This is a genomic window from Niabella sp. (assembly GCF_030150205.1).
GTDB lineage: Bacteria > Bacteroidota > Bacteroidia > Chitinophagales > Chitinophagaceae > Niabella.
This window is the reverse complement of sequence record NZ_JASLGT010000016.1, coordinates 131,819-158,330: the sequence shown is the minus strand read 5'-3', so window position 1 is coordinate 158,330 and position 26,512 is coordinate 131,819. Positions and strand designations below refer to the sequence as shown.

Sequence of the window (26,512 nt, the reverse complement as noted above, 5' to 3'; positions counted from 1 at the left end):
TTTCGTTCCTAACTTTCCTGCTAAATTCCATATGAAAAAAAGTACCTCCATTTTTCATTTGCCTCCAATGCTTTTGCTCTTATGGTGCACAGCAGCCTGCACACATACCAGGCCCCGGGAAATACCTGTTCAGGCCAACAGATCCTCATCCATGATGGATCAACTGGCGGCCATTGATTATGAAGATCAGCGGTACCGTTTGGAAATTGAACCGATTGTAAATGCGGAGCCGGTGGATTCTGCAAAGCTAAAAGCCGTCTTTAAAAAGATACACCAGGCTGATTCCATCAATTTGCTGGCTGTCCGCAAGATCCTGGATCATGAAGGCTGGCCCGATCCCAAGCAGGTTGGAATTGAAGGTTCCATCACTGTTTGGGCGGTACTTCAGCATGCAGATCTGCATACACGGGAACAATACCTGGGTATGGTAAGGCAGGCAGTAGCAGAGAAAAAACTGCCGCCAAAATACCTGGGCTACCTGGAGGACCGGATTGCCGGGGATAAGGGTATGAAGCAGCGATACGGCACCCAGCAATTCCTGATCAGCAAACATAAAACATTACTGGCCCCGCTCCTCGACCCGGATAAGGTGGACAGCTGGCGAAAAGAGATCGGCATGGAACCCCTGATTGATCATTTAAAAGTATCGATAGATTCTACGTGGACATGGGCCCAATACTACCGGGACCTGCCGGAGAGTGAAGCTATACTGAAGAAGAAAAAGGACTATTTTGATGCGCATAAAATGCAGCAGCCATGATCTGCCACGAGGAAATGTGGCATATTGAATCAATGGCGTTTGCTTTAAGCCGCGGATGCGCAGATTGAGCACCGGCTTTAATCGTGCACAACATATCGCCGAACAAGCACAATCAGCGTATTTGCACCAAATGAACCATATAGACACATAGGCTAATGCATACTTTAATTATACTGATCCGTCGCGGCGGATCAGCATCTACATCGCATTCATATAGCCCTGAAACAGGAATAGATCCCGGAACAAGTCCGGGATGACATCTGCCAATGACAGATTACGTTATACGTTAAAACCAGCTACACTTTCGTTCAGCCCGAATTTCCTTCAGGTATCTATATGATCACTCAACGGCTCCTGAAACAGCAATAGATTCCAGAACAGCCCGGGATAACCATAAGCATGTTTATCATCACCCTATTGATGTTGCAGGGCAAACAGAATACAACGGGATTTTATTGCAGCTTATCAGCTTCAGACCGGAGCCGGATCTCAAATACCTCCTCAAAGTTTTTTCTAAGTTGTTGTTTCACCGCTTCCATATCCAGTTCCCGGCCCAGTTCTTTTTGCAGGGAGGTAACCTGCTTGTTCTGGATACCGCAGGGTATAATGAAATTAAAATAATCGAGATTGGTATTTACATTCAATGCAAAGCCATGCATGGTGATCCAGCGGCTGGTACGCACGCCGATGGCGCAGATCTTCCGCTCCCGGCCTTTTACAGAAGGATCGAGCCATACGCCGGTTTCTCCCGGCGACCGTTCCCCTTTTAGTCCATAATCGGAAAGTGTACGGATCACCACTTCTTCAATATTCCGCAGGTAGCGGCCGATATCGGTATAAAAACGCTCCAGGTCAAAAATGGGATAGCCTACAATCTGTCCGGGACCGTGATAGGTAATATCTCCTCCCCGGTTGATCCGGAAAAAATCGATCCCTCTTTTTGCCAGGTTTTCTTCACTCAGCAGCACATTTTCCATATGCCCGCTTTTACCCAGCGTATATACATGCGGATGCTCCACAAACAGCAGATGGTTTGAGGTGTGATAGTTAACAGTTGACGTTTCACCCCGGTCCTCAGCTTCACGCAACGCCGTTTTAATGGCTACATTTTCCTGTAATAATTGTTCCTGGTAATCCCATGCATCTTTATACCGCATGGCTCCGATATCTTTAAACCAAACTTCCTGTTGACTCATAATTGATCTGTAAAGGTACCAAGAAAAACGGATGTCTTACATTTGCAGGGTTTGGAAGCTATAAACAATATTTTCGCGGATATTAAAACGCTGTTTATCAATGAAACTAGACGAAACAGAAGCGCTGGATGATTTTCCGGCAAGTGCAGATGGCAGTGACGAACTGTACCAGAAGTTTGTATACAAAACCGATAAGGGACAGGAACCTTTCCGGATCGACAAATATTTGATGAACCGGATCGAAGGGGCTACCCGGAACAAGATCCAGCAGGCCATCCGTAACAATATGGTACTGGTAGATGGCAAGGAGGTAAAACCGAATTATAAGTTAAGAGGCGCCCAGGAGGTTGTTGTGTATACGGATATGGCCCCGGACGAAAATGAGATCGTTCCGGAAAATATCCCGCTCAACATCGCCTATGAAGATGCGGCTGTTTTAATTATTAATAAGAACCCCGGCATGGTGGTTCATCCCGGATCCGGTAACCCCAATGGTACCCTGATCAATGCTGTGGCCTACCATTTACAACAACAAAATGCGGCCATTACGAAAGAAACGCTTCCGCGGTTTGGTATGGTACACCGTATTGATAAAAATACCAGCGGGCTACTGGTACTGGCCAAAACGGAAAAAGCCATGCGTTCGCTTGCCAAACAGTTTTTTGACCATACCGTAAGCCGGAAATATATTGCCCTGGTTTGGGGTGATGTGGAGGAAGACGAAGGCACCATCATTGCTCATGTAGGCCGCAACCTTCGTTTCCGGAAGCTGTTTGAAGCTTATCCCGAAGGTGACCACGGAAAAGAAGCCATCACGCATTACAGGGTACTGGAGCGTTTTGGATATGTAACCCTGGTGCAATGCATTTTAGAAACCGGTCGCACCCACCAGATCCGTGTGCATATGAAATACATCGGGCACCCGCTGTTTAACGACGACTTTTATGGCGGCGATAAGATTGTAAAGGGCACCGTTTATGCCAAATACAAGCAATTTGTAGACAATTGTTTTGAGCTTTGTCCCCGGCAGGCCCTGCATGCCAAAACACTGGGCTTTGTACACCCGGATACCAATGAAGAAATTTTATTTGACAGTGCCCTGCCACAGGATATGGAAGCGGTCATTGAGAAGTGGCGGCGGTATACAAACCGGGCTTAGGAATTTGAAAATTTGAGAATGTGGGAATGGAGAATGAGGTAATGGTGAATAGCTCGTCGTGCATAAAATGGTTTCCAACCTGGAGTATGCATTTAGCATTCAGTTATCAGTCATCAGTATTCAGTTGATCATCAAGAGCCAAGCGGATTTAGCGTTAAACCGGAAAGAAACTTGAAAATGAGATCGCACATCGGGTATAAAAACGGATCTAACCTGGAACCGCTCTCAGCTATCAGCCATCAGTTTTCAGTTAATCATTACGAGCCAAGCGGATTTAGCGTTGAACCAGAAAGAAACTTGAAAATGAGATCGTACATCGGGTATAAAAATGGATCCAACGTGAAATCTTAAACCTGGAACCGCTCTCAGCTCTCAGTTATCAGTTATCAGTTATCAGTTTTCAGTTGATGCATCAAGATCCAAGCGGATTTAGCGTTGAACCGGGAAGAAACTTGAAAATGAGATCGTACATCGGGTATAAAAACGGATCCAACATGAAACCTTAAACCTAGAACTGTTCTCAGTTTTCAGCCATCAGTTTTCAGTTGATCATCAAGAGCCAAGCGGATTTAGCGTTGAACCGGGAAGAAACTTGAAAATGAGATCGTACATCGAGTATAAAACGGATCTAACCTGGAACTTTAAACGTGAAACCTGGAACGGCTTCTCCACTATTCCAGTTCAATACTCTTCTTAAGGCGGATATCTTCTGAAGAGCTGCCGATCATGATATCAAACGTGCCGGGTTCTACCACAAAATGCATGTCCTTATCCAGGATGGAAAGATCCTCGGGGGTTAATTTAAAATGTACCGTTTTTACCTCTCCGGGATTCAGTGATACCCGTTCAAATCCCCGCAGCACCGACTCGTAGGTAGTTACACTGCTTACCCGGTCCTTCACGTACAACTGTACCACATCATCACCCTTTACCACCCCAGTATTTTTTACGGTTACGGCAACCTGGATGTCCGATTGCGTTTTGCCTTTTTCCGGCGATACCTGCAAATCCGAATATTCAAAACGGGTATAGCTCAACCCATAACCAAACGGATACAGGGCACCTACAACCGCCGTACGGCCATAACCGTTGGGACCATCACCGGGCTGACCTGCATGCGATGCCGGTTTAAACGGAAAGTTCAATTCAATTTGCCCGGTGGTTTTGGGAAAGGTCATCGTTAGTTTACCTCCGGGGTTATAGGCCCCAAAAACGGCTTCGGCCACGGCTATCCCGCCCTGCGGTCCGGGGAACCAGGCTTCCAGGATCGCATCCAGGTAACGGTTTTCCCAGTTGATCGTAAGCGGCTGACCGTTGATCAATATCATTACAATGGGCTTACCGGTTTTCTTCAACGCCTGCAGTAGTTTTAATTGCCTTCCGGGCAGGTTTAGCCCCGTACGCGAAAGACTTTCCCCCACACGCTTATCATCTTCGCCTACCACGGCAATCACTACATCATTTTGTTTTGCTGCTTCCACTGCTTTATCGATCGCGGCCGTTTCCACTTCTGTAAGCGGGGTTTCGATGATCTCGCTCTCCGGCCAGGTAGCATCGGCCACCTCACATCCCTTTTCATATGCAACGGTGGCCCCGTTGCCCACATAGTTCCGGATGCCTTCCAATACGGAAATCACTTCTTTATTTGAAGGACCATAACGGCTGATGGCGTGACTTTTTTCATCAGCAAGCGGTCCGGTTACCAGGATCTTTTTATACTGACTGGCGGAGAGCGGCAGCAAAGGTTGTGTTTGTCCCTGTGGCGGGGCATTTTTTAGCAATACCAGCGATTCCCGGTTCAGCTGCAATGCTACGGCCTCCGATTCTTTTGTAGCAACGGTACGGTCTGCGTTCTTCGGATCCTTTACATAGGGCTGATCAAACAATCCCAGTCTGAATTTTACCCGCAGCACTTCTGCTACCCGCTGGTTGAGCGTTTCTACAGACAGGCTTCCTTCTTTCACCAGTTCGCGCAATGGCCGTATAAAGGTTTCGGGTGGGTCAAATTCGGTACGCACATTCAGTCCTGCTTCTATGACCATCTTTACTGCTTCTTTATAATCTTTTGCCACATGGTGTTTTTCGGATACAAATTCCACCGCCCTGCTGTCGGAAACCACATAGCCATCAAACCCAAATTGCTGCCGCAGCAACTCCGTTAAAAAATAATGACTGGCGGTTACCGGTATCCCATCCCAATCGTTGTAGCTGCTCATGATCCCCATCGGGTGCGCATTGGCGATCACCTTTTTAAAGGGATACAGGAATAGCTGATGCATTTCCCGCGGAGCCACATGGGGATCCGTGCGGGCATTACCATCCCGACCTCCTTTTGGAATGCTATATACCGCAAAATGCTTTAAAGTAGATGCCACACCATTTTCCTGGATACCTGCCGCCATTTCGGTACCCAGCTGTCCGATTAAAAACGGTTCCTCGCCATAGGTTTCCACCACCCTTCCCCAGCGCTGATCACGGGCCACATCCAGGATGGGCGCATACACATTGGTATACCCCAGGGCCTTGGCCTCCCGGCCTACGATCTGCCCCATTTGCCGCACCAGGTTCCGGTTCCAGGAAGACCCGATGCCGATGGGTGCCGGGAAAGCGGTAGCGTGATCATGATTGAGTCCATGGATCCCTTCATTGGTAAAATCTACCGGAATGCCCAGCCGGGTTTCTTCAATAAACCATCGCTGCACATTATTGATCGCTGTTGCATGGGCACTAAAGGGATAGGAATATTTTGTCTGGGCCCGTTTATTACGCGCCAGTCCGTTCAGCATTTCATCGATGTTGGCAATTCCATCCTTCCATACTTCGTTCTTCCAGCCGGGGGTAGGTTGCTCATCTTTCAACACCCTTCCAAAACCGTACAGCGTGGCTGTCTGACAGGTTTTTTCATCGATGGTCATCTGCCCCAACAGGTCTTTTACCCTTGCTTCAAGCGAAGCCGCAGGATCTTCATAAATATCTTTTTTACCGTTTTTATTAAAATCGATCCAGTCTTTATGGTAAATACTTTTTTGAGCAAACAGGGTGGCAGATGTCGCCAGCATCGTAAAGGCCGTAACAATAAATTTCATTCAATCAAATTTGCGGTAGTGCAAGATAAATAATTCAGGTAAGCAACAAAATCCATTCTCTTTCTGATTCGTGAGGACACGAATCAGGGCAGGAGACCGGGGGACTCTATGGAGCGTTATTAACTCAGACAGATGGGAACAAGATTGTACCAAAGAATACAGCCCGCTGACGCAGGCTGTATCTTTATCTAATATACTATAAGATTCAATTATTCGACATTTTCGGCGGCAGCATCCAGCGCCTTTTTTGCGGCTGCCGCGGCTGCAGCAGCTTCTTTTTCTTTGGCTTTTTTCTTGCCACTCATCAGCTTAAGGATCACGGGGGCCGTGGTTACCACTACAATGCCCAGTACAATATATTCCAAATGCTGTTTCAGGTCGAACTGGAAGGCACTCATCAGCCATTTCTGCAGAAAATGTCCGGCAAATAACATGGAGAACACCCAGGCAATACAGCCCACCACATTATAAAAGGTAAATTTGGCCCGGTTCATTCCCACGATGCCGGCAATGATGGGTGCAAATGTGCGGATAAAGGGCAGAAAACGTGCAACAATAATGGCACCGCCTCCATGTTTTTCATAAAACTCATGTGCCTGCTCCAGGTACCGGCGTTTGAAGAAGAAATTTTCGCGCCAGTGATACATGGCTGGTCCTACTTTGCGACCGGTCCAATATCCCAGCATATTCCCCATGATCCCACAAAAAGAGATCAACGCCCACAATACCACCAGGTCTACCCATTCATTCTGAATATGTCCTAAATTAAAGAGTTTTAAAAACTGGTGCGTTAGTCCGGGTTCCGCAGTGGCGCCCTCTCCAATTTTATGGGCATAGATCCCCGCAATAAATAAAAGGGTGTCGCCCGGAAGAAAGAACCCGGCAAACAGACCGGTTTCTGCAAACACCACAAAAAGTAAAAGCCATAAGCCGCCATTCTCAATATACCATTGCGGTTGCAACAAATCCGTCCAGCTAAAACTGCTTAAAAGTTCAATCATTATTTGGTTTTAATTATCCTCTACAAAATTCAAGGCTTTTTGTTCATCAAATTCTCCTTCCCAACGGGCAATTACACAACTTGCCAGGGTATTTCCGATAACATTAACAGAAGTGCGGGCCATATCCATCAGCTCATCAATTCCATAAATAGCCATGATGGGCCATAAGGGTAAATTAAAGGTATGCGCCGTAGCGATCAGGATCACCAGTGAAGCCCGCGGTACCGCAGCCACACCTTTGCTGCTCAGCATCAGCGACAGGCCAATCATCAGCTGCTCCCCAAAGGACAAATGGATCCCTGCAGCCTGGGCCACAAATACCGACGCCAATGATAAATAAAGGGTGGTACCATCCAGGTTAAAGGTATATCCTGTCGGGATCACGAACGAAACTATTTTTCGAGGTACGCCAAACTTCTCCATGTTAGCCAACGCTTTAGGTAAAGCAGAATCTGAACTGGTAGTGGCAAAAGCAATGGAAACCGGTTCTTTAATGGCCTGTATAAATCGCCGCAGGGGAATGCGCGCCACAAACAGGGCAATGGGTACCAATATTACCAATATAAATGCAAATAGTGCCAGATACAGGGTTATCAACAGCATCCCCAGGTTCTTTAAAATATCAATACCCAGGTGCCCCACCGTAACGGAGATAGCAGCACCCACGCCGAAGGGCGCAAAGTGCATGATCAGGTTGGTAAATTTGAACATGGTTTCGGAAAGGCTTTCCGTAAAATCGATCAGCGGCTTTTTCCGTTGTTCGGAAAGCATGGCCAGCGAGATCCCAAAAATGAGGCTGAATACCACGATGGGCAGCACATTTCCCTCATATATTGATTTTACAATATTTTCCGGGAAGATATCGACGATATGATCTTGCCATGTTTTCTCAGAAGGATCGGGCAGTTTATCAATCAAATGCGGCGGCACCGGTACCCCGGCGCTATCCATAATGGTGATCACTTTTTGCTGCAACACTTTTTCCTGGGAACGGGGAAGGTCTTTCAACAGGGCCTCGGGTACTTTAATACCGCTTCCTGCCTGGGTAATATTTATAAACACCAACCCTATTATCAAGGCGAAAGTGGTTACTATCTCAAAATAAAGTATAGACTTCCACCCCATCCGTCCTACCTGTTTGAGATTACTGTGACTGGCAATACCCACCACCAGCGTAGAGAATAATAAGGGCGCCACAATGGTTTTGATCAGCCGCAGGAAGATGGTGCTTAGAAATTTAAGGTTCTGCGAGAACGCCGGAAAATCGACCCCGATCTCGATCCCGATGGCCATGGCCACAAAGATCCAGGTAGTGAGCGACCGTTTATACCCGGCGAAAAGGATCAGGCTACCGATCACGATCCACCGCAGGCCAAAAAGCAACGCGCCCGGCATCGGGGTCCATTCTTCATGTATGAGGTGAAAAGCAGCAGCAATTGTAAAAAGTATAATAGAAAGAAACCCGGCTTTTCTTTTGTTCATAGTCGAGTAGTTATTTGCCAAAACTAAAGGTTTAGCCTGAAAAAGGCAGTTCCCTTTTTAATAATTTTTTAAAAAAATAGAATAAGTTATCTCCGGGAAACGTATTATTGCTTACTTTTCATTAGTATATTATATTTTGTTAAAAAAATAAACTACTCATTAAAGATTTCGCCTTATGGGATTATTTGTAAAAAAACCATTGCATACCTTACTAGCTGAAGCCGAGGAGTCTGAAAAAGGGCTGAAAAAAACACTCACCTCATGGTCACTGGTGGCTTTGGGGATTGGTGCCATTATCGGAGCCGGGCTGTTTTCCATTACCGGGATGGCCGCGGCTAACTATGCCGGCCCCGCCATTATGATCTCCTTTATAGTTGCTGCGCTGGGCTGTGCCTTTGCAGGGCTGTGCTATGCGGAATTTGCTTCAATGATCCCTGTTGCCGGTAGTGCCTATACCTATAGTTATGCGACCATGGGTGAATTTATTGCCTGGATCATCGGCTGGGACCTGGTATTGGAATACGCCGTCGGTGCGGCCACCGTTGCCTCCAGCTGGTCCGGTTACCTTTCTAAATTGTTTGCCACCTTCGGGGTTTCGCTCCCGCAGCATTTAATGATGACCCCTTTTGATACCGCCGCAGACGGAACACATGGCTTTATGAACCTTCCGGCTGTATTTATAGTGGTACTGATGTCGCTGGTATTAATTAAAGGAACCAGCGAATCTGCGTTGGTAAATACGATTATTGTAGTATTAAAAGTGGCCATCGTGCTCACTTTTATTTTTGTAGGCTTTAAATATGTGCGTCCTGAAAACCTGCAACCCCTGATCCCGGAAAACCAGGGTGAGTTTGGAAAGTTTGGCTGGTCTGGTATCATCCGTGCTGCCGCAGTCGTCTTTTTTGCCTATATCGGTTTCGATGCGGTTTCCACTGCCGCCCAGGAAACAAAAAACCCAAAAAAGGCCATGCCCATCGGCATCATGGGTTCTTTGCTGATCTGTACGGTGTTGTATATCATCTTTGCCTATGTGATGGTTGGTGTGGCGCATTATACCGAATTCGGACAGGGATCTTCCAGTGATCACCTCGCTCCGGTAGCTACGGCCATTGATCATATGGGTGTTGCGGATGCCAGCGGTAAAATTCAACCCGCCTATCCCTGGCTGAACAATACCATTATCATTGCCATCCTGCTGGGATATGCGTCGGTGATTCTGGTGATGCTGCTTGGCCAAAGCCGTGTATTCTATTCCATGAGCAGCGACGGCTTGCTGCCTAAATTCTTTTCGGTGGTACACTCCAAGTACCGTACGCCAGCCCGTTCCAATTTGTTCTTTATGCTATTTGTAAGCTTGTTTGCAGCCTTTGTTCCAGGAAGGGTTGTGGGCGAAATGACCAGCATCGGTACCCTGTTTGCCTTCATCCTGGTTTGTATCGGCGTGATCATTCTCCGGAAGTCGAATCCCGACGCTCCCAGGGCATTTAAAACACCGATGGTTCCCCTGGTTCCCATCTTGGGCGTTATTGTTTGCTTCGGTATGATGGCATTCCTTCCATTCGATACCTGGATCCGTTTGATTGTATGGATGCTGATTGGTATGGATGTATACCTGTTTTTCGGACTCAAACATAGTATTCTGAATAAAGGCAAACATGACAGCAAAAGTTACCGGACCGTTTCCAACACGGGGCTTGTGATGGCGGTGATCCTGGCGATCGTGGCCTGTGCACATCATTACACCACCAATGTTCCGGACACGGGCTTATTTTATTTTTCTGTTGGTTTTGCGGTGCTGCACCTGATCCTTTTCCTGGCCAACCGCTCGGCAAAAACAGCACCTGCAGCCGAAAACTAATCACTGAACAATCATAAAAAATTTAGCACAGCCTGTCTTTAAATACAGGCTGTTTTTTTATACTTCGTCAAAGAAGCCATAAATTTGCACCCTTATTAACAGTAAGTAGAAAGATATTTATATGGGAAGGATATTTGAAGTTCGAAAAGCCAGCATGTTTGCCCGCTACGACCGTATGGCAAAACAATTTACGCGTATCGGTAAAGAAATCGCCATTGCTGTGAAGGCCGGTGGACCCGATCCCGCCACCAACGCGGCCCTGCGCCGTTGTATGCAGAACGCCAAAAGTGTAAACATGCCCAAGGATCGCGTGGAAGCAGCCATTAAGCGGGCGCAGGGCAAGGAAATGGAGAATTATGATGAGATTCTTTATGAAGGATACGGACCACATGGGGTGGCCATCCTGGTGGAAACGGCAACGGATAACCATGTACGCACGGTAGCCAACGTAAAATCGCATTTTAATAAAGGCGGCGGCACCCTGGGTAACAGCGGCAGCGTGGCCTTCCAGTTTACCAAAATGGGGGTATTTAAATTGAATCCTGAAGGATTAAATGCTGAAGACCTGGAGCTGGAGCTGATCGATGCCGGTTTAGAGGAGCTGGGTGAAAGCACCGACGAAAATGGTAAAGAGGTATTGGTAGTACGGGTTGGATTTACTGATTTCGGCAATATGCAAAAGGCCCTGGAAGAACGAAATATCACGCCCATCAGCGCAGAGGTAGAATGGATCCCCGGTACTACCGTTCCGGTAACGGATGAGCAGGCCGAAGAAGTGAGTAAACTGATCGAGCGCCTGGAGCAGGATGATGATGTACAGAAGGTTTTTCACAATATGCAATAGTCTGAACAAAACGAGATGAACTGGATTCCCCTGGAAAATGAAGCACAGCTGGAGGAGATCGACCGGGCATCAGCAAGCCGGCCCCAGCTGATATTTAAACATAGCACCCGCTGCTCTATCAGCAGCGTTATAAAAAGCCGGCTGAATAAAGGAAGTCTTCCGGAGGCGGTTGATTTTTACTACCTGGATCTTATTGCCTACCGCCCTATTTCCAATGCCATTGCCGAACGTTACGGGATCCGGCATGAATCGCCGCAGGTTTTACTGATCAAAAACGGGAAATGTGTGTATGATGAAAGTCATAGCGCCGTTTATATGGAAGATATTATGGATGCGGCCGGCTAAAACATTTTTCAGAAAATCCGGAAATTGATTTCCAAATTACGGAAAGAATGACTATTTTTGCGGCCCGGTAAATAAATTGGTGATTCAATACCAATCACTTTGTTTACAGAATGGCGGGGTAGCTCAGGTGGTTAGAGCGTTGGATTCATAACCCAAAGGTCTCGGGTTCAACTCCCGATCCCGCTACAATTTTTTTGGTAGATAGTAAACTCTCACAAAAAATGAAACGGCAATTTTTTATAGGATTGCCGTTTTTTATTGCCCGGTTACTTTATTATGGATCGGGGTGAATATATACTTTTGCCGAAAAAACTTAGCGGATTAATAGCATGTGGATCACTGATCAGATATCAACATTTCGAAGATGCTTCTTGAAGTTGTGACAGTTGTTTTTTCTTTTATTTTAATCTAATATTCTATCCGGTTTTTGATTCTTTTGAGCTTTCACACCCCCCATTAGCTTTTGATACTTCACCGCATTCTACCTGGCCATTTTACAACAATGGGTAAAAAGCCCCCCATTTATTATTTGACAGTCGCAACTGAAGTATAATACTCGTTTGGCGTGACATAAATCATCCCCTCCGTATTCGTTGTGATTAAATTTGGTTAATACTAAAAGCAGCAACTTTAGGAAATTATCTTCCTTTATAATAATTACTAACGACATATCAGGCCATCTTCCTGTTCCCCCTTTTGGAGCCCCCATTCCTGTTATAACCTTTTTGAAAAACCTGGCTCATGCGTACGGGCAACTTATAGTCGAACAATATCCGGCAAGCCACTGGCTTTTAATCTTCCTTCCACACCAATACGCCTGCGGGCTTTAGTGTTGGTTCCCCAATGAGAATAGCAGCGTTGCCGGGCAATTTCACCGGGTAGTTATCCGAAGAATAGTTTACTGCAACATAAAAGCCATCCCGCCAGTAAACATACACACCGGGCGGATAATCCTCAACATCGGCGCCCGCTTCCCGGTAATTATTTTTCAATATCTCTTTTTCTAATTTCATATCATCGGTAACCACACCGATATAGGTTACCGATCCCCTGCCAATATTCCTTTTTACAACTGCTGCACTGCCTTTATAAAACTGGTCATTGTAGCTTGCCAGCACCGTGCCGTTATCGCCGGGCTTCAATAGATCGCCCCAGCAGTTCCAGCTGTAATGGTCCTGGCCGGAAAGAATATCGCCTTTGGTATTGGAAGGAAGCATATCGGTTGCTGTAATACGCGTGCCGGTCAGGTTTGAAAGCGGGGCAGCGGTTTCTCCTTCCCAAAAATGCCCGTTGTGATCTTTTGTTGCGGTGCGGCAGGTAATGATCAAATGCCCACCCTGCGCCACATAATCTTCCCATTTTTTTATCAATGCAGCATCCGCCATTTCGTAAGCGGGAATGATCACCACTTTGTAGTTTGATAAATCAGTTTTTTCATCCACCACATCCGCCGGTGCACCGAAGGATTTTGCCATTTCGAGGAACTTTACCGGGTAATTCCAGGTATCCCAGTGCCCGGTTTGCTGCTGGCGGTCGATGGTCCAGTAATTTTCAAGGTTCCAGACAATAGCGGTTTTACGCGCCGCTAATTTTACGGGAAGGGGCAGATTGGGTTTGTACCATTTCTTCAATTCTTTTATTTCATTGTTGAACTGTATGTATTCTTCACCACCCGGCGATGGGGTTACGCCGTCTGTTTTGATTACACCGGCATGGTATTGTTCGGCCCCATACAAAATCTGCCGGAAGCGGTAAGAGCAGGCGATCCTTCCACCGGCTGCAAAACTGTGGTAGAGCCACATCCGCACAGCGCCGGGCAAAAGCAATGATGCCGGGGTGGCCCAATTGGTTGGTCCCGGTTGCATTTCCATAACGCCGGTGAACCCACCCACGGATTTAAAATATTCCGCTGCGAACAGAACTGTTTTGCCATCGCCTAACCGGAACCCTGAAGGTCCCAGGTTATTAGCGCCCCCATTCGGGTAAGCCGTATAGGTTGCAAAGTCCATTTTCCGGGTCAGCCGCGGATCGGCACCCGTACAAACAGCTGTATAATTCGTAGTGATGAATTGCGGTGCAGCAATATATTTTCTTAAAATGGCCGACTGGAAATCGAGAAATGCAGCCTGCGCGTCTGCCGAATATCTTTTCAGATCGAGCAACGCGTGCGGATTGTTTCCCCACCAGTTAACCAGGGTAGCATTGGGAATAAGGACCTGTTTAAAATCATTGAAGCGCTGGCTCCAGAAAGCATTGCCCCAGGCGGCATTCAGCGCGCCTATATTTTTGTATTTGTTTTTCAGCCATTGCCGGAAAGCGTTTTGCGAGGAGGGGCTATAATCGGTTTTTGCATCGGGCTCATTATCCAGCTGCCAGCCGATAATATTTTTGTTTTGCCCGTAATGTTTGGCTATCTGAGCCGTCATCCGCTCTACAAAGAACCGGTATTTAGGATTGACAATGGAGCCCAAGCCACGGGTACCATGTTCTCCACGAATATAATTCCCGTACATCATATAGGTTTCGGGATATTTATCCCGCATCCAGGCCGGCATGGTCGCCGATTGAGTGCACATCAGCACTTTTAAATGGTGTTGCTCACATAGATTGACCACCGTATCAAGCCATGCAAAATTAAATTGCCCTTCTTCGGGTTCTAAATCGGCCCATGCAAATTCGGCCAGGTGCACAAACCCATAACCCATTTCAGCGATCTTTTTGATATCCCGTTCCCATTGGCTTTTATCCCAGTGCTCGGGATAATAATAGATGCCGCTGATCATTAACGGCTCATCTGAAAAAAACTGCCGGGCCGGTTGTGCATAAACCGAAACAAACCATAAACCCGTCGTAATAAAAGCCAGTATTCTTTTCATGTGTTATTTTCTGATTGTCTTTATTGTGAGGCGGCCAACCGCAGCGTTGTTGAGAGCGCTGAGTATTTCGCAGAGGGGGAAATCAAATCTCTGCGTAAGCCTCTGCTTCTCCTGTTCGCTGCGGTTCATTTTAATTCGTTTTGTCGCCATATATTTTCCATTTAAAATACTGGTCCAGCACTTTTAATGCCGGCGCATCCGGCACAGGACCTGTATGGGGTGTTTCAGCAAAATACATCACGGCCTGCTTTTTGCCGGTAAATGCCGGCCAGTGGGGCCATGCGCTGCTATTGGGGCTGCCATACTTTACAAAATTTATCCAGTAATCACCCATAGCTTTTGAAATGACCATATCTGATTTACTGGTTTGCGGATCGGAGGCATCCAAATGCTGAAAAACATAGGATACATCCTGAGCATGGGGCGAACCGTGGTCAAATTCGGGATCCGTTTTGGGACGGACCAGGTGCTGATCAAAAAAATAATAAAAGACTTTTGATTTACCGGTGCGGGATTGCAGGTTGGCCCATGCATAGTTATGCCAGCCAAAAGCAGCATCCCGGGACAAATTACGCGCAGAGCGTAATACCACAGCATCGCCAACAGGATAGGCTTTGAGCAACGCATCTGCAAACTTTCCATACCGTTTATGCACAGCATCGATACAGTCTTTCGGTGTTTTTCCCGGCGAAAAACTTAAGCCCTCATCCGAGTTATAACCTATCATCACCGGCACATCATTGTACCGGCCCTTATCATATAATTTATATTGCACATCAGGAATCACATACCCGTCAACAACAGGCCAGGAACTGCCCCCCACACCCCAGCCCATGGGTAATTGATCAGCGGGTGTATTGCGCAGCCCCTCAATCGTTGATACACCTGCTTTTTCAAGATACCGCTCCCCTTCTTCTTCTGCCGGTTTTAAACCCTTCATATTTTCACCGGGATAAGTAATGGATGCAATTGAAGCGGGTCCAAAGGATCCGCCACTTTGCGATATGGCGCCGCGAAAAAGCCCCTTGGCTAACGGTGACGCGCATAGCATGCTAACAGAAATGCCTCCTGCCGATTCTCCAAAAATGGTAACTTTTTGGGGATCGCCGCCAAACCGGGCAATATTATGCTGTATCCATTGCAAGGCCGCGATCTGATCAAGCAAACCATAGTTTCCCGAGACATGATTTTTATTTTCGGCGCTCAATGCCGGATGCGCTAAGAAACCCAAAGGGCCTACACGGTAAGCAATACTTACAAAAACAACACCCTTCCGCGCCAATGCACTTCCGTCATACCAGGGGTCTGCCGCCGAGCCTGAACTAAAGCCGCCGCCATAGATCCAGACCATAACGGGCAACCTTTCTTTTTGATCCTTTGCAGGTGTCCAGATGTTCAGATACAGACAATCCTCGCTTTTCCCGGCAGCCGGGTTTCCCTGCTGCATGGGTGATGGTGCAAAATGTTCTGCAGACCTTACTCCTGCCCATGCGATAACCGGCCGGGGCGCCTTCCATCTTAACTGTGCCACAGGCGGTGCGGCAAACGGAACGCCCCTGAATAGGGTTAACCCGTTCTCCGCGAACCCTTTCAGCCATCCGGCCGCTACCTTTACCTCCAGCGGAAACGCTGGCAATTGTGCGCGTATGAGTAGCGGCGAACTACATAGCATTATAAAAATCCTCAACGAGATGGCTTTCATGAATATTGGTTTTACAATGAACGGGTATCGAAATTATTATTATAAATATTTTCAACGCTTCCTTCCGATCAGTGGAGACACGATAGCCGTCAACTTAAGATAAAAACAACAGGAACCCATGAAGAGATTTTCAAGAGTCAATTATGTATAATATCATCTTCAGTACTACTATCAACTTCCTTGCGTCGCACACTTCAACTTTTAGTAATACTATCAGCTTCGAAACATTAAACATTCGACCCCGTTGGGGCCGCGCCTTCTTCGCTTTCTAACCCCCGGCGGCGCCGGGGGCTATTCACATTACGCCCTTCGGGCTATGCCGGCTTTATTTCGACAAGTGCTTAAGTTGACGGCTATGGTGGAGACACAGACCGTGGTTATTATTTATTCCATCACCATCACAAACCCACCGTTTGCCTTTAGTGTAACAGCGTATTTCTTTTGATCTGCTGCGCCAAGCTCTTTTTTTGAAAACAGTCCGTCCGTTACAGCATCCGTGAATACCGTTGCGCGTTTTTTATTGAAAGCAGTAAGATCAAGATTGATGGTTCGCTCACTGTTTTCCCCGTTAATGCCGGCAATAAACCAGCGACTGCCGCTTCGCCGGGCTATGACCGCGTATTTGCCCGGGTAACCATCCAGGAATTTAACATCATCCCAATAATCCGGAAGCGTTTTTAAAAACTGCTTTACTTCATCCGGCACCTTTGTCATGCCTTCCGGCGCCTGCGCATAATGCTGTATACCGGATAAAAATAATACCGACAGCGCCAACTCAAAAGCCGGACTGGTTTTCCGGGTACAGTTAGACGATGTGAGACCCGTCAGATTCATGGGCGTAAAATCCATCGGGTCGAACGCGTTCCGGGTAAACGGCAACATGGCGCAATGATTTGCCTGCAGATCGGCTGCCTTTTGATCGAATGTTACCATTTCCATTCCATAAATGGCTTCGGCTGTCATCAAATGCGGGTAGGTTCGTTGCCAGCCCCGCGGCAAGGTGGCTCCATGAAAGTTTACCAATAACTGATATTTAGCAGCGTCGTTCAAAATGTCGATGTAGTACCGGATCATACTCCGGCCATCACCACCGAAGAAGTCGATCTTTACCCCCTTGATACCCATCGCCTGGATCCGGCTAAATTCTTGCTCCCGTTTCTCCTTTGTCAGCAACAGATCTTTGGGATGGTACGGTACGGTGTTCCAGTCGCCTGCGGAATTATACCACAATATCAGTCCCACGTTTTTTTGTTGGGCATAGGCCGACAGTTCCGCAATTTTTTCATACCCGATCTTTGTATCCCAGTCTGCATCTATCAAACAGTATTGCCAGTGCATGTCTGCCGCATAGTCAATATATTTTTTTTGTTCGTCAAAAGTCAGGTTATCATCCTTGCTGTTGATCCAGCTCCAGCTGGCTTTCCCGGGCTTTATAAAAGAAGCGTCTTTTAACGCCGTTGCCGGCGCCAGGTCGGTGCCCAGGGTTGACTCCACAATGGTATTTAAACTCCCGATGGTTATAATACGCCAGGGGGTAAACCAGGCCTTTTTATTTTCCGGTAAATATCCCCCACCTGTAAACACCTCCCTGGGATCGGCAAAGCCTGTTGCATAAACCGGCGAGCCCGGGTCATTGATCAATCGCGTACCGCAATAAGTACCATCAAGTCCCGCTTCGGTGATCAATACCCATTGTTCCTTTGTCTTAAACAGGGCCGGGTATACCCAGCCGGATTTGAGCGGCGACACGGTACCCACAGGAATATCCTGTAAATAATGTTCTTCGTAAGAAGGATGACACTGCTGCCAACCCGTTTTGGCCTCGCTCATGGGCTGCAGCCATGCCCTTGCCGTTTTATCAAACGCAAAAGCCGTCTGCTCTTTAAGAATAGTTTCATTATTAGTTACCCAGGGAAAGTAATACCGGAATGCCACGCCATCATCAGACACCGGGAAAATGATATCCATCTTTTTGTTGGCCTTATTGGAAAACGTCAATACCTGTTGATTGGCCTTATAAAGAATGTTACTCTTTTTCGCATTTTGGGTTTGGTACCGATCTGTTACCGGTTTAACACGAGCGGCAGCAACCAGTTTCATACCCGCTGCAAAATCCTGGTCTTTCATTACCACACCCAAAGCAGAAGGCTCGATAACGGTTATTCCGTCCTTTTTCACGAGGTACTGCATATCGCCTGCGGCCGATAAGAATACCTGCAGTACAACAGATTTACCGGGGCTTTCCAACCGTGCTACCGGCTGTGCCTGCAACAATCGACAAAACAGCACACACGCAACTAAAATGATCTTAATTTTCATATTCTATTCAACGTTTGTATAAGATTTTTTTTGAAAACCATTAAGACATTAAGAATTGTTAAGTTGTCTATTTTCTAATGCATCTTAACTCCTTAATGGTTCTTTTAATTCTATAATATTTACTATAAGCGCCTGTTTAAAAATTCATTTTTCTGCACCATTAAGACAAAGAATTGTTAAGTTGTTTATTTCCTAATGCATCTTAACTCCTTAATGGTTCTTTTAATCCTATAATATTTACTATAAGCGCCTGTTCAAAAATTCATTTTTCTGCACCATTAAAACATTAAGAATCGTTAAGTTGTTTATTTCTTAATGCATCTTAACTCCTTAATGGTTCTTTTAATCCTATAATATTTACTATAAGAGCCTGTTCAAAAATTCATTTTTCTGCACCATTAAGGCATTAAGAATCGTTAAGCCAACACATTGCTTAATGCCTCTTAATTTCTTAATGGTTATTCAAATATTTACCTCCTTGTAATTTCTTTCCAATGATCCGTTCTGAAAGGCGCTGCGGGCAATCCTTCGGCATTTGTGAGGTTGCATACAGGATTATCGGCCCAGGCATACCGGACCGCCTGCGGGTCACTCACTTTATCAGAATAAACCACGATGCTATTCCCTTCAGCAATGGCTTTTGCCCAATAAAACTGCTGATCGCTTCCGGCAATCGCAAAGCCCGTTACTTCTTTTCCATCCTTCGTTGAAAGACCGGAACCGGTATTGTTAAAACTGATCCGTATGCGGCTCCCCTCTTTTCTAAAGCTTTTGTACACCGGGCCGGATGCAATGCTATTCTTCTTATACGCAATTTTGCTGGCCAGTAATGCCAGGCGAAGGCCCACGTCCTGCTTATTTTTCGGATGAATATCATTGCTCTCACCAATATCGATGGCACATGCCATACCCGTATTGGGCAGAACCAAAGTTAATGCCTGGGCTTCTCTTAACTCTGCCCACTCACTTTCAGCCGGAAGCGGTTTTGTTTTCATGAAATTGGCAAGCTGTACAAATAAAAAAGGAAGATTTCCCTGTTGCCATCTTTGCCGCCAGTCGTTAATCAGCATCGGAAACATGGTACGATAATTATACGCCTCCCAGGCATTGGATTCGCCCTGGTACCAGATGAATCCTTTGATACCATATGGGATCAGCGGATGTATCATGGCGTTAAAAAGCACTGTTGGACGATACTGGTAGTTGAGTATTTTGGGAAACGCCGTTTCCAGGTCCTTTTTATATACCCATTTCCCCGCTAAAGAAATTTTTGAAGACCCATCGGTAATATAGAGGTCTTCTGCAGGCGGATTCAAGCCTCCTCCACCCCATAACATAGCCAATCGTACGGCTATTGTATTTTCGCCGGACTGCACCAGGCGTGCCGGAATGGTAAATGAATGGGTGGGATTGGAATTCCAGATATTCCTGCAAATTTCCGCTCCATTGAAATAAAGTGAATACTTCATTTCAGGATGTCCCAGGCTGATGATTAAATCTTTTTTGCCCAAAGATTCCGGCAATGTAATCTTCTTTCTCAGCCAGATCATTCCATCGTAAGAGCCAATCCCAAAATCTTTTAGCACGCGGGGCATTTCTATTGCAGTCCAATCAGCATCATTATAATCCGGAGCAGGAACTGTTTTATCTGCATTCTGCTGCGGGTTGTCAACAAGGTTCATGATGTGTACCCAGCTCAAACTATCGGCTGCATGATCGAGCTGGTCGGGGCGAAGCGTATCATTGCTGAGCGTTCGTTCTTTGGTGATGGGTGAAGTGAGCAACCGGTCGCGGCTCGTCCAGGCTTCTACCGGCGTGCCGCCCCAGGTGCTTTGAATAATTCCTATGGGAACGTTCTGATCCCGTTGAATTTTCCGCGCGAAAAAATAAGCGACAGCCGACCAGTCTTTCACATTATCCGTATCACAGATCTCCCACTTACCTCCATGAATATCGGTTTGCGGCAATAATTTTTTATCCTGCGCTACCATCAGCAGGCGGATATCGGGGTAGTTTGCATGGGCAATTTCTGTTTTTGCATCTTTTGATTGCTGTACCTGCATCTCCATATTTGACTGGCCTGAGGCTACCCATACATCGCCGATCAAAATGCCTTTCAGTTTAAGGGTGGCGGCGTTCCCGGATTCGGAAATGTCAAGGGTATACGGTCCACCGGCTTTAAATACCGGGAACCGGAGCTGCCATTTCCCATATTGATCAGCTTTCGCGGTGGCCTGCTTGCCGCCCAATTTTGCAACAATCAATGCGCCTGGACTGGCATTGCCCCAAACCGGGATTTCGATCCCTCTCTGCAAAACCATATTGTCGCCAAATATTTTTGGCAAACGGATATCCGCAAAGCAATCGGCGTGGCATGCCAATACCGATAATATTGTAAATAGTATCTTCTTCATAATTGAGTAATAAAAAACGCAGCGCTTGTTTAAAATTTATGCTTGAAAAGCATTAGGAGCCAGTTTAAAAAAATTTCATAAAGACCCACATGAAGCATTTCCCGCAGATGAACGCCGATTTTTTGCGCTGATTTTCGCGGAAAAGTACTCAGCGCGTGTCTGCGCTGTATTTTAATCTGCGAATTCAGCGGGAGCTTATCATTAATTATTTTTACGTTTCATTTTTAACCAGTTGTTATTTTAAAAACCAATGCAATATTATTAGGAATAAAGCCGGGCTTTTCGATCACTAACGAACCGGCCTCCTGTTTCCACCGGATCTTTTCTTTACTTCCCAATAAGGATATATGCTTTACCTGGCCATTATTTTTTTCTTTGCCCAGCAGCTCTATTGTGATGGCCGTTGCAGGAACATCCATAACAGTAGCATACAGCAGCTTTCCTTTTTGGTTAAAGCGAATATCTTTATCGGTGTACTTTGTCTTTCCTTCGTTAAATCCCTGGGCATTGACGGGGTTACTCAATGCGGCTACCGGGCCTTCTCCGTAAACCTTCCAGGGCCTTGTATCAAAAATGCTTTCTTTGTTGATATCCATCCAGGCCGCTATCTGTTCCAATATAGCTATTTCTTTTTCGTCGATCGTTCCATCACCCCGAACGGGTATATTCAGCAACAGGTTCCCGTTCTTGCTCACGATATCCACCAGCATCTGGATTACGGTTTTGGCAGATTTATACCAGCCATTGTCAAAAAAGGCGCTGTTATAATGCCAGTCGCCAATACAGGAGCATGTTTGCCAGGGCTTATCCTGTATTTTATCGGGAGCGCCCCTTTCCACATCCCACACCATACATTTTTTTTGCTGATCGGTAAGTACTTTGCCAAATAACACGGCTTCCAGTTTACCCTGGTGCCGGGCCATATTCGTATTGTAATAATGCGCCGCTATTTTTAACCCTGCATCGCTTACCGGGTAAAGCGGAAGGCCGGTATCATCAAAATAAAGCAGATCGGGTTTGTACAGATTGATCAGGTCCATTGTGCGGTTATAAAATTTTTCACAATACGCCTGCGATGGTATGGATGCACCATTATTCCAATCCCACTGGGACCACAGCGATCTAACATCTTCACTGCCCTTGCTGAGCGCATGATTCTGGGCATACAATTCCTGTGGATCGAGGCCTTCCCACCAGGTTCCTTTTCCATCGGCCTTGGTCAATTTGCCATCATACGGAATGCCGGCCAAAGGGCCATTCTTATCAGACCGTTGCGCCGTTTCAAACCAGGTCCAGGCGTGGGAAGCATGCACACTTAGCCCGAAAGGAAGGGAAAATTTCCGGGCGGCAGCAGCCCATCCGTCCAGGATATTTTTTTGGGGGCCCACACGTACCGCATTCCATTCCTGGTATTTGCTATTCCACAGGTCCAGGTTATCGTGATGGTTTGCCATGGCGAAAAAATACTGGGCGCCGGCTCTTTTGTATAAGGCCACCAGTTTTTCAGGATCCCAGTGTTCGGCCTTCCAGTCTTTGATCACTTCCTTAAAGCCCGCTTTAGATGGATGCCCATAATGAGCAATATGCGATTTATATTGTCCGCTGCCCTCATCATACATGCCCCTGGCATACCAGTCGCCCTGTTCCGGCTGGCATTGCGGCCCCCAATGCGCCCAGATACCAAATTTGGCATTGCGAAACCACTCAGGCGCCTGGTATTGACTCAGCGATTCCCAGGTGGGCTGAAATTTGCCGGCGGCAACCGGCTCTTTGCTGGTGGCAACCTGTATGATCTTTTTATCCTGCGCAAACGAAAGCAGGTTTAAAGCAATCAAGAAAAAACAACTGCTGACCAATTTTTTCATACTTGAATTTTTTAATTATAGGGTTGATATTTAAAATTTCTGCCACGAATAAACATGTGCTTTAATATCGAAATTATAATATCACGAATATGCATTCGATGCACATTCGTATATTCGTGGCATACTTCTTACCGCACTTCAATTGTGGCTGTCTGCGAAATATTTCGTGAAGAATTCCCCATTTGCAGGATAAACTTACCGCTTTCTGCCTTCCAATCCTTTATTTTTTCATCATAAAAAGCCAGGTCGGACACCCTCACATCCAGTTCCACCAGTTTTGTTTCACCAATGGCTATGCTCTTTTTTTCATTTTTTACAATCTAACTACGAGCTTGTTTAAAATTTTATTTTTCTTAAACCATTAAGGCATTAAGAATAGTTAAGTCAACACTTTGCTTATTACATCTTAACTTCTTAATGTTTTTTTTATACAGGCTTTAAGTTTATAAAACACACATCGTTTTCGTTTATATCAATGGTTTTAGAGCATGTGCTATTCGGCTTTATCTCAATGACACCGGTAAAAAATGGTTTGCCACTGCTTTGATTTTTCAGCTGTTCTACCTGTTGTTTGCTTAACTGGCCGGGCCTTCCCATATCCACATAACCGGTATAGGAATCATTTTGCCGGTAGCCCACTTTAAACAATTCCATGCTATATTTCCCTGCAGGTACATGCGAAAGATTTATCGTCACTTTACCCTTAGGTTTCGATGGCAGATCTTTAATGTAGTAATTTTGATTGTTGATTGAATCCGGCAGGGTGTAAGTGTAATCCCATAAAAGCAACTGCACATTGCCTTTCGCATCTTTGCAGGCATAAGAACGTTTGTCATTGTTAACCAGCGCTGTTTCGCCTAACTTATTTAAAAACCGGTAGGCATAGAAAGCAGGTTTATTAATTCCCTGGATCGTTAACAGGCCAAAGCCCCCGTGAAACGGCGTATATCTTGGGCCCGGCTCTTCAAATATATCGGTAAAAACCCAGTACGACATAGAGTTTGCGGCATTGCCCACCTGCTTTAATTTTTCTAAAATATAAGCGGCTTCATGATAACTGTCGTGAATCGGATCCGCAGGGGTATAAGATGCGCTCCATTCGGTATAATGCAATTCCAGCCGGGGAAAAGCAGACGCTGAAATTTGTTTCCTCGAATTCAGCACATCACCACTCAGCGCAAAACGGTCTTTACTCAACACCGTTCCGGCATTGCCATACTCATCCAAAAAACCCTGTTCCACGCCGTAAGCATGGGTGCTGATAAAATCGATGGGGATGTTGTTTTTTGCACAATGTTCCATCATTTCAGGCACCCAGGCCGCGCCGGCCGTTGCTGGTCCGCCCACTTTATAGGCTTTATCCACTGCCTTAATGCCCTTTACGGCATAATCGTACAGTTTAAAATAGTCCTCCTGTGTACCCGTCCAGAAACCGTCTTTTAAATTAGGTTCATTCCACACTTCAAAATACCAGGTCTTCACCTCGGCCGCTCCATATCTTTCCGTAAAATGTTGCGCCAGGTTTTTTATCAACGCTTCCCATTTACTGTAATCCTTTGGCGGGGTAACATTTCCGCGCCACCAAAAGATCGATTTATTGCCACTGGCCAGTGCATTCGGCATAAAACCCAGCTCCACAAAGGGCTTCATGCCGATGCTTAATAAATAATCGAACAGCGCATCCACATACATATAGTTATACACCGGCCGGCCCTGACTGTCTTCCGTATACACCGCCATTTCATCGGTAAACAAACCGTGCATACGAATGTATTTAAAACCACACTCCTTTCTTACATAAGCCAGTTGCTGCTGCCAGTCGGCCCGCAGGCCTTCATGCGCGCGACCGGCGCCTACACATTCTTTAAACATCGTATTGAACGGTCCGGCGGTTTTGTTGAAATCGATATTGATAAAACGCTGGGCATTTAAGCACAGTGCAGCAAAAGCCGAAGCGGTTAAGATCATCCATTTTTTCATTTGTATGGGTATTTTAAAGCGCAGTCTTCAGCGCATCAATGGTTCGCTGGTCTTTTACGGTATTACTGCTCCGGTCCAAAGCCCCGCCCGTATCCCACCAAAACGGTTTTATGCCACGGGCCAATGCTTCTTTGGTTGTAAAGGTTATCCAATAGTCTACTGAAGCGTTATGCAGGGCCAGGTCTTTGGGAACATGCGCAGAATGATCACGCCGGTATGCGCCATACTCTCCCATGATAACCGGTATGCCCTTATCCACAAATTTTGTTTTCATCCTGTTGTAATCGGCAATATGGGCATCCTCTTCCCCATACGTAGCATTCCGGTCCGGCTCAATGGTGGAGTGGAATCCTTTGCCCCAGTAGTATGCCATTTTACCCCAGCTTACATCTTCATTCAAAAAACAAAACTGGGATGGCAGATAGTTATGCACTTCCACCATCAGGCGATTGGGTGTAGGGTCTGCAGGGAGTGTATTCATGATGTTGTAGGTCAATTCGCTGTTGGTATTGGGTCCCTGCACAATAAGCACCCTGTGGCTGTTTTTTCCGCCGGTGGCGCGAACGGCACTCACAAAGGTTTGGTGATAGGATGCCAGCACTTCCATGGCCGCAGCATCATTGGCGGCCGGCTCATTAGCGCTGGCAAACATCAGGTGCTCATCAAAATCGCGCATAGCGGTGGCTATTTGTTCCCAGAATGCTTTTTGTTTTGCATTAACAGAATCCTGCTTTGCTTTCGTGATGTTATTTTCCAGCCAGCCACCGTCCCAGTGAATATTGAGCATAACGTACACGTCATTGTTTACACAATACCCCACAATTTCTTTTACCCGGTTGAGCCAGTTGGGATCTATCTTTGCGGTCTTTTCATCGCTCAGATGGGTCCAGTTCCACGCGCATGGAAGGCGGATCGCTGTAAAGCCCTGCTGTTTTACAAACTTTACATAGGACGCTGTTACCTGGGGATTGCCCCAACCGGTTTCACCATTCGGAGCTTCCATCGTGTTACCGATGTTCCAGCCCAGTTTGAATTTGGCAGCCAGTTGCACCGCGGTGCTCATCCCCGTTGAATCGGGCGCTTTGGGGCTGGTATTGTAAGATGGATAAATAAGCGCATGCTGATAAATGACCCCCCTCCTTGCCTGCCCGTTATCTGCGCTTACATACACCAGCTTTGAACGGGAAGCCCCGGTAGCGTTGGCATCTGTAACCGTTATTTGTACCGTTGCATTGCCTGCGTTTCCGGAAACAGGGCTGATCTTCAACCATCCCAGGCCGGTTGTATCGATACTCCATTTATCGCTGCTGGTAAAAGAAATGGTTTTGATGCCCCCCGTTGCGGCGATGGTATCGGTATGATTGGTTAGTGTAAGCTGAGGTGCAGCTGCTGTTTTACTGCAGGAAATGATTGCCGTTGCCGCTGTGATCAATACTGCAGCATTTAGAATGAGTTTATTCATCTGTACGTTTTTTATTTTTTAATGGTCAGATGGAATTCGCATAAAAATTATCATCGTTTTGAATATAATTTAACCCGCTAATTTTTTATGCTCATTTCATGTTGTTCATCTTCTTGTTTTTTTAAAAGGGACATGGGGTAGAAACCCCTTGCCCTATTTTGAC

General features: G+C 46.3%; 17 protein-coding genes and 1 tRNA gene. 6 read left to right on the top strand and 12 right to left on the bottom strand.

Features of this window, described 5'->3' with window-relative positions:
• The first annotated feature begins 151 nt into the window (after positions 1 to 151).
• On the top strand, positions 152 to 760 hold the full coding sequence (locus Q1V85_RS13665; RefSeq protein WP_300600824.1) for a DUF6624 domain-containing protein: 609 nt from the start codon (positions 152 to 154) through the stop codon (positions 758 to 760).
• Between the two features lie 452 nt (positions 761 to 1,212).
• On the opposite strand, the gene lipB is transcribed toward Q1V85_RS13665, so the two are convergent.
• Positions 1,213 to 1,956 (bottom strand): lipoyl(octanoyl) transferase LipB, encoded by a 744-nt coding sequence (gene lipB, locus Q1V85_RS13660; RefSeq protein WP_300600822.1) that lies wholly within the window; start codon positions 1,954 to 1,956, stop codon positions 1,213 to 1,215.
• 100 nt (positions 1,957 to 2,056) lie between these two features.
• Between lipB and Q1V85_RS13655 the strand changes: the two genes are divergently transcribed.
• The gene (locus Q1V85_RS13655; protein WP_300600820.1) at positions 2,057 to 3,115 is read left to right on the top strand and encodes an RluA family pseudouridine synthase; all 1,059 of its coding nucleotides are present in this window, start codon (positions 2,057 to 2,059) and stop codon (positions 3,113 to 3,115) included.
• A 671-nt stretch (positions 3,116 to 3,786) separates the two neighbouring features.
• Here the strand turns inward: Q1V85_RS13655 and Q1V85_RS13650 are convergent.
• From Q1V85_RS13650 to Q1V85_RS13640, 3 genes are all read right to left on the bottom strand, one after another.
• Positions 3,787 to 6,201: a glycoside hydrolase family 3 N-terminal domain-containing protein gene (locus tag Q1V85_RS13650; RefSeq protein WP_300600818.1), complete on the bottom strand. Its 2,415-nt coding sequence runs from the start codon at positions 6,199 to 6,201 to the stop codon at positions 3,787 to 3,789.
• Positions 6,202 to 6,410: 209 nt separating this feature from the next.
• Positions 6,411 to 7,202 (bottom strand): VTT domain-containing protein, encoded by a 792-nt coding sequence (locus tag Q1V85_RS13645; protein WP_300600816.1) that lies wholly within the window; start codon positions 7,200 to 7,202, stop codon positions 6,411 to 6,413.
• Between the two features lie 9 nt (positions 7,203 to 7,211).
• Positions 7,212 to 8,684 (bottom strand): cation:dicarboxylase symporter family transporter, encoded by a 1,473-nt coding sequence (locus Q1V85_RS13640; protein ID WP_300600814.1) that lies wholly within the window; start codon positions 8,682 to 8,684, stop codon positions 7,212 to 7,214.
• Positions 8,685 to 8,859: 175 nt separating this feature from the next.
• On the opposite strand from Q1V85_RS13640, the gene Q1V85_RS13635 reads away from it, so the two are divergent.
• The 4 genes from Q1V85_RS13635 (at position 8,860) to Q1V85_RS13620 (ending at position 11,917) form a co-directional block, all read left to right on the top strand.
• Positions 8,860 to 10,542 (top strand): amino acid permease, encoded by a 1,683-nt coding sequence (locus Q1V85_RS13635; RefSeq protein WP_300600812.1) that lies wholly within the window; start codon positions 8,860 to 8,862, stop codon positions 10,540 to 10,542.
• A gap of 121 nt (positions 10,543 to 10,663) precedes the next feature.
• On the top strand, positions 10,664 to 11,386 hold the full coding sequence (locus Q1V85_RS13630; protein WP_300600810.1) for a YebC/PmpR family DNA-binding transcriptional regulator: 723 nt from the start codon (positions 10,664 to 10,666) through the stop codon (positions 11,384 to 11,386).
• 15 nt (positions 11,387 to 11,401) lie between these two features.
• Entirely contained in the window at positions 11,402 to 11,731 is a 330-nt protein-coding gene (ytxJ, locus tag Q1V85_RS13625; RefSeq protein ID WP_300600808.1) for a bacillithiol system redox-active protein YtxJ, read from the top strand.
• 112 nt (positions 11,732 to 11,843) lie between these two features.
• Positions 11,844 to 11,917 (top strand) — tRNA-Met (locus Q1V85_RS13620).
• 605 nt (positions 11,918 to 12,522) lie between these two features.
• On the opposite strand, the gene Q1V85_RS13615 is transcribed toward Q1V85_RS13620, so the two are convergent.
• The 8 genes from Q1V85_RS13615 to Q1V85_RS13580 all read right to left on the bottom strand — a co-directional run bounded on the left by Q1V85_RS13615 (position 12,523) and on the right by Q1V85_RS13580 (position 26,349).
• Positions 12,523 to 14,607: a beta-galactosidase gene (locus Q1V85_RS13615; RefSeq protein WP_300600806.1), complete on the bottom strand. Its 2,085-nt coding sequence runs from the start codon at positions 14,605 to 14,607 to the stop codon at positions 12,523 to 12,525.
• 130 nt (positions 14,608 to 14,737) lie between these two features.
• Positions 14,738 to 16,309: a carboxylesterase family protein gene (locus Q1V85_RS13610; protein ID WP_300600804.1), complete on the bottom strand. Its 1,572-nt coding sequence runs from the start codon at positions 16,307 to 16,309 to the stop codon at positions 14,738 to 14,740.
• Between the two features lie 384 nt (positions 16,310 to 16,693).
• Positions 16,694 to 18,628: a glycoside hydrolase family 97 protein gene (locus Q1V85_RS13605; RefSeq protein ID WP_300600803.1), complete on the bottom strand. Its 1,935-nt coding sequence runs from the start codon at positions 18,626 to 18,628 to the stop codon at positions 16,694 to 16,696.
• 470 nt (positions 18,629 to 19,098) lie between these two features.
• The gene (locus Q1V85_RS13600; protein ID WP_300600801.1) at positions 19,099 to 21,042 is read right to left on the bottom strand and encodes a sialate O-acetylesterase; all 1,944 of its coding nucleotides are present in this window, start codon (positions 21,040 to 21,042) and stop codon (positions 19,099 to 19,101) included.
• 224 nt (positions 21,043 to 21,266) lie between these two features.
• Positions 21,267 to 22,907, bottom strand: a complete 1,641-nt coding sequence (locus tag Q1V85_RS13595) for an alpha-L-fucosidase (RefSeq protein ID WP_300600799.1) — start codon at positions 22,905 to 22,907, stop codon at positions 21,267 to 21,269.
• A 128-nt stretch (positions 22,908 to 23,035) separates the two neighbouring features.
• Positions 23,036 to 23,203 (bottom strand): fibronectin type III-like domain-contianing protein, encoded by a 168-nt coding sequence (locus tag Q1V85_RS13590; protein ID WP_300600875.1) that lies wholly within the window; start codon positions 23,201 to 23,203, stop codon positions 23,036 to 23,038.
• 130 nt (positions 23,204 to 23,333) lie between these two features.
• Positions 23,334 to 24,887 carry a glycoside hydrolase gene (locus tag Q1V85_RS13585; protein WP_300600797.1) on the bottom strand — a complete coding sequence of 518 codons (1,554 nt, stop codon included), beginning with the start codon at positions 24,885 to 24,887 and terminating at the stop codon, positions 23,334 to 23,336.
• A gap of 13 nt (positions 24,888 to 24,900) precedes the next feature.
• Positions 24,901 to 26,349: a cellulase family glycosylhydrolase gene (locus Q1V85_RS13580; RefSeq protein ID WP_300600795.1), complete on the bottom strand. Its 1,449-nt coding sequence runs from the start codon at positions 26,347 to 26,349 to the stop codon at positions 24,901 to 24,903.
• Positions 26,350 to 26,512 lie beyond the last annotated feature (163 nt).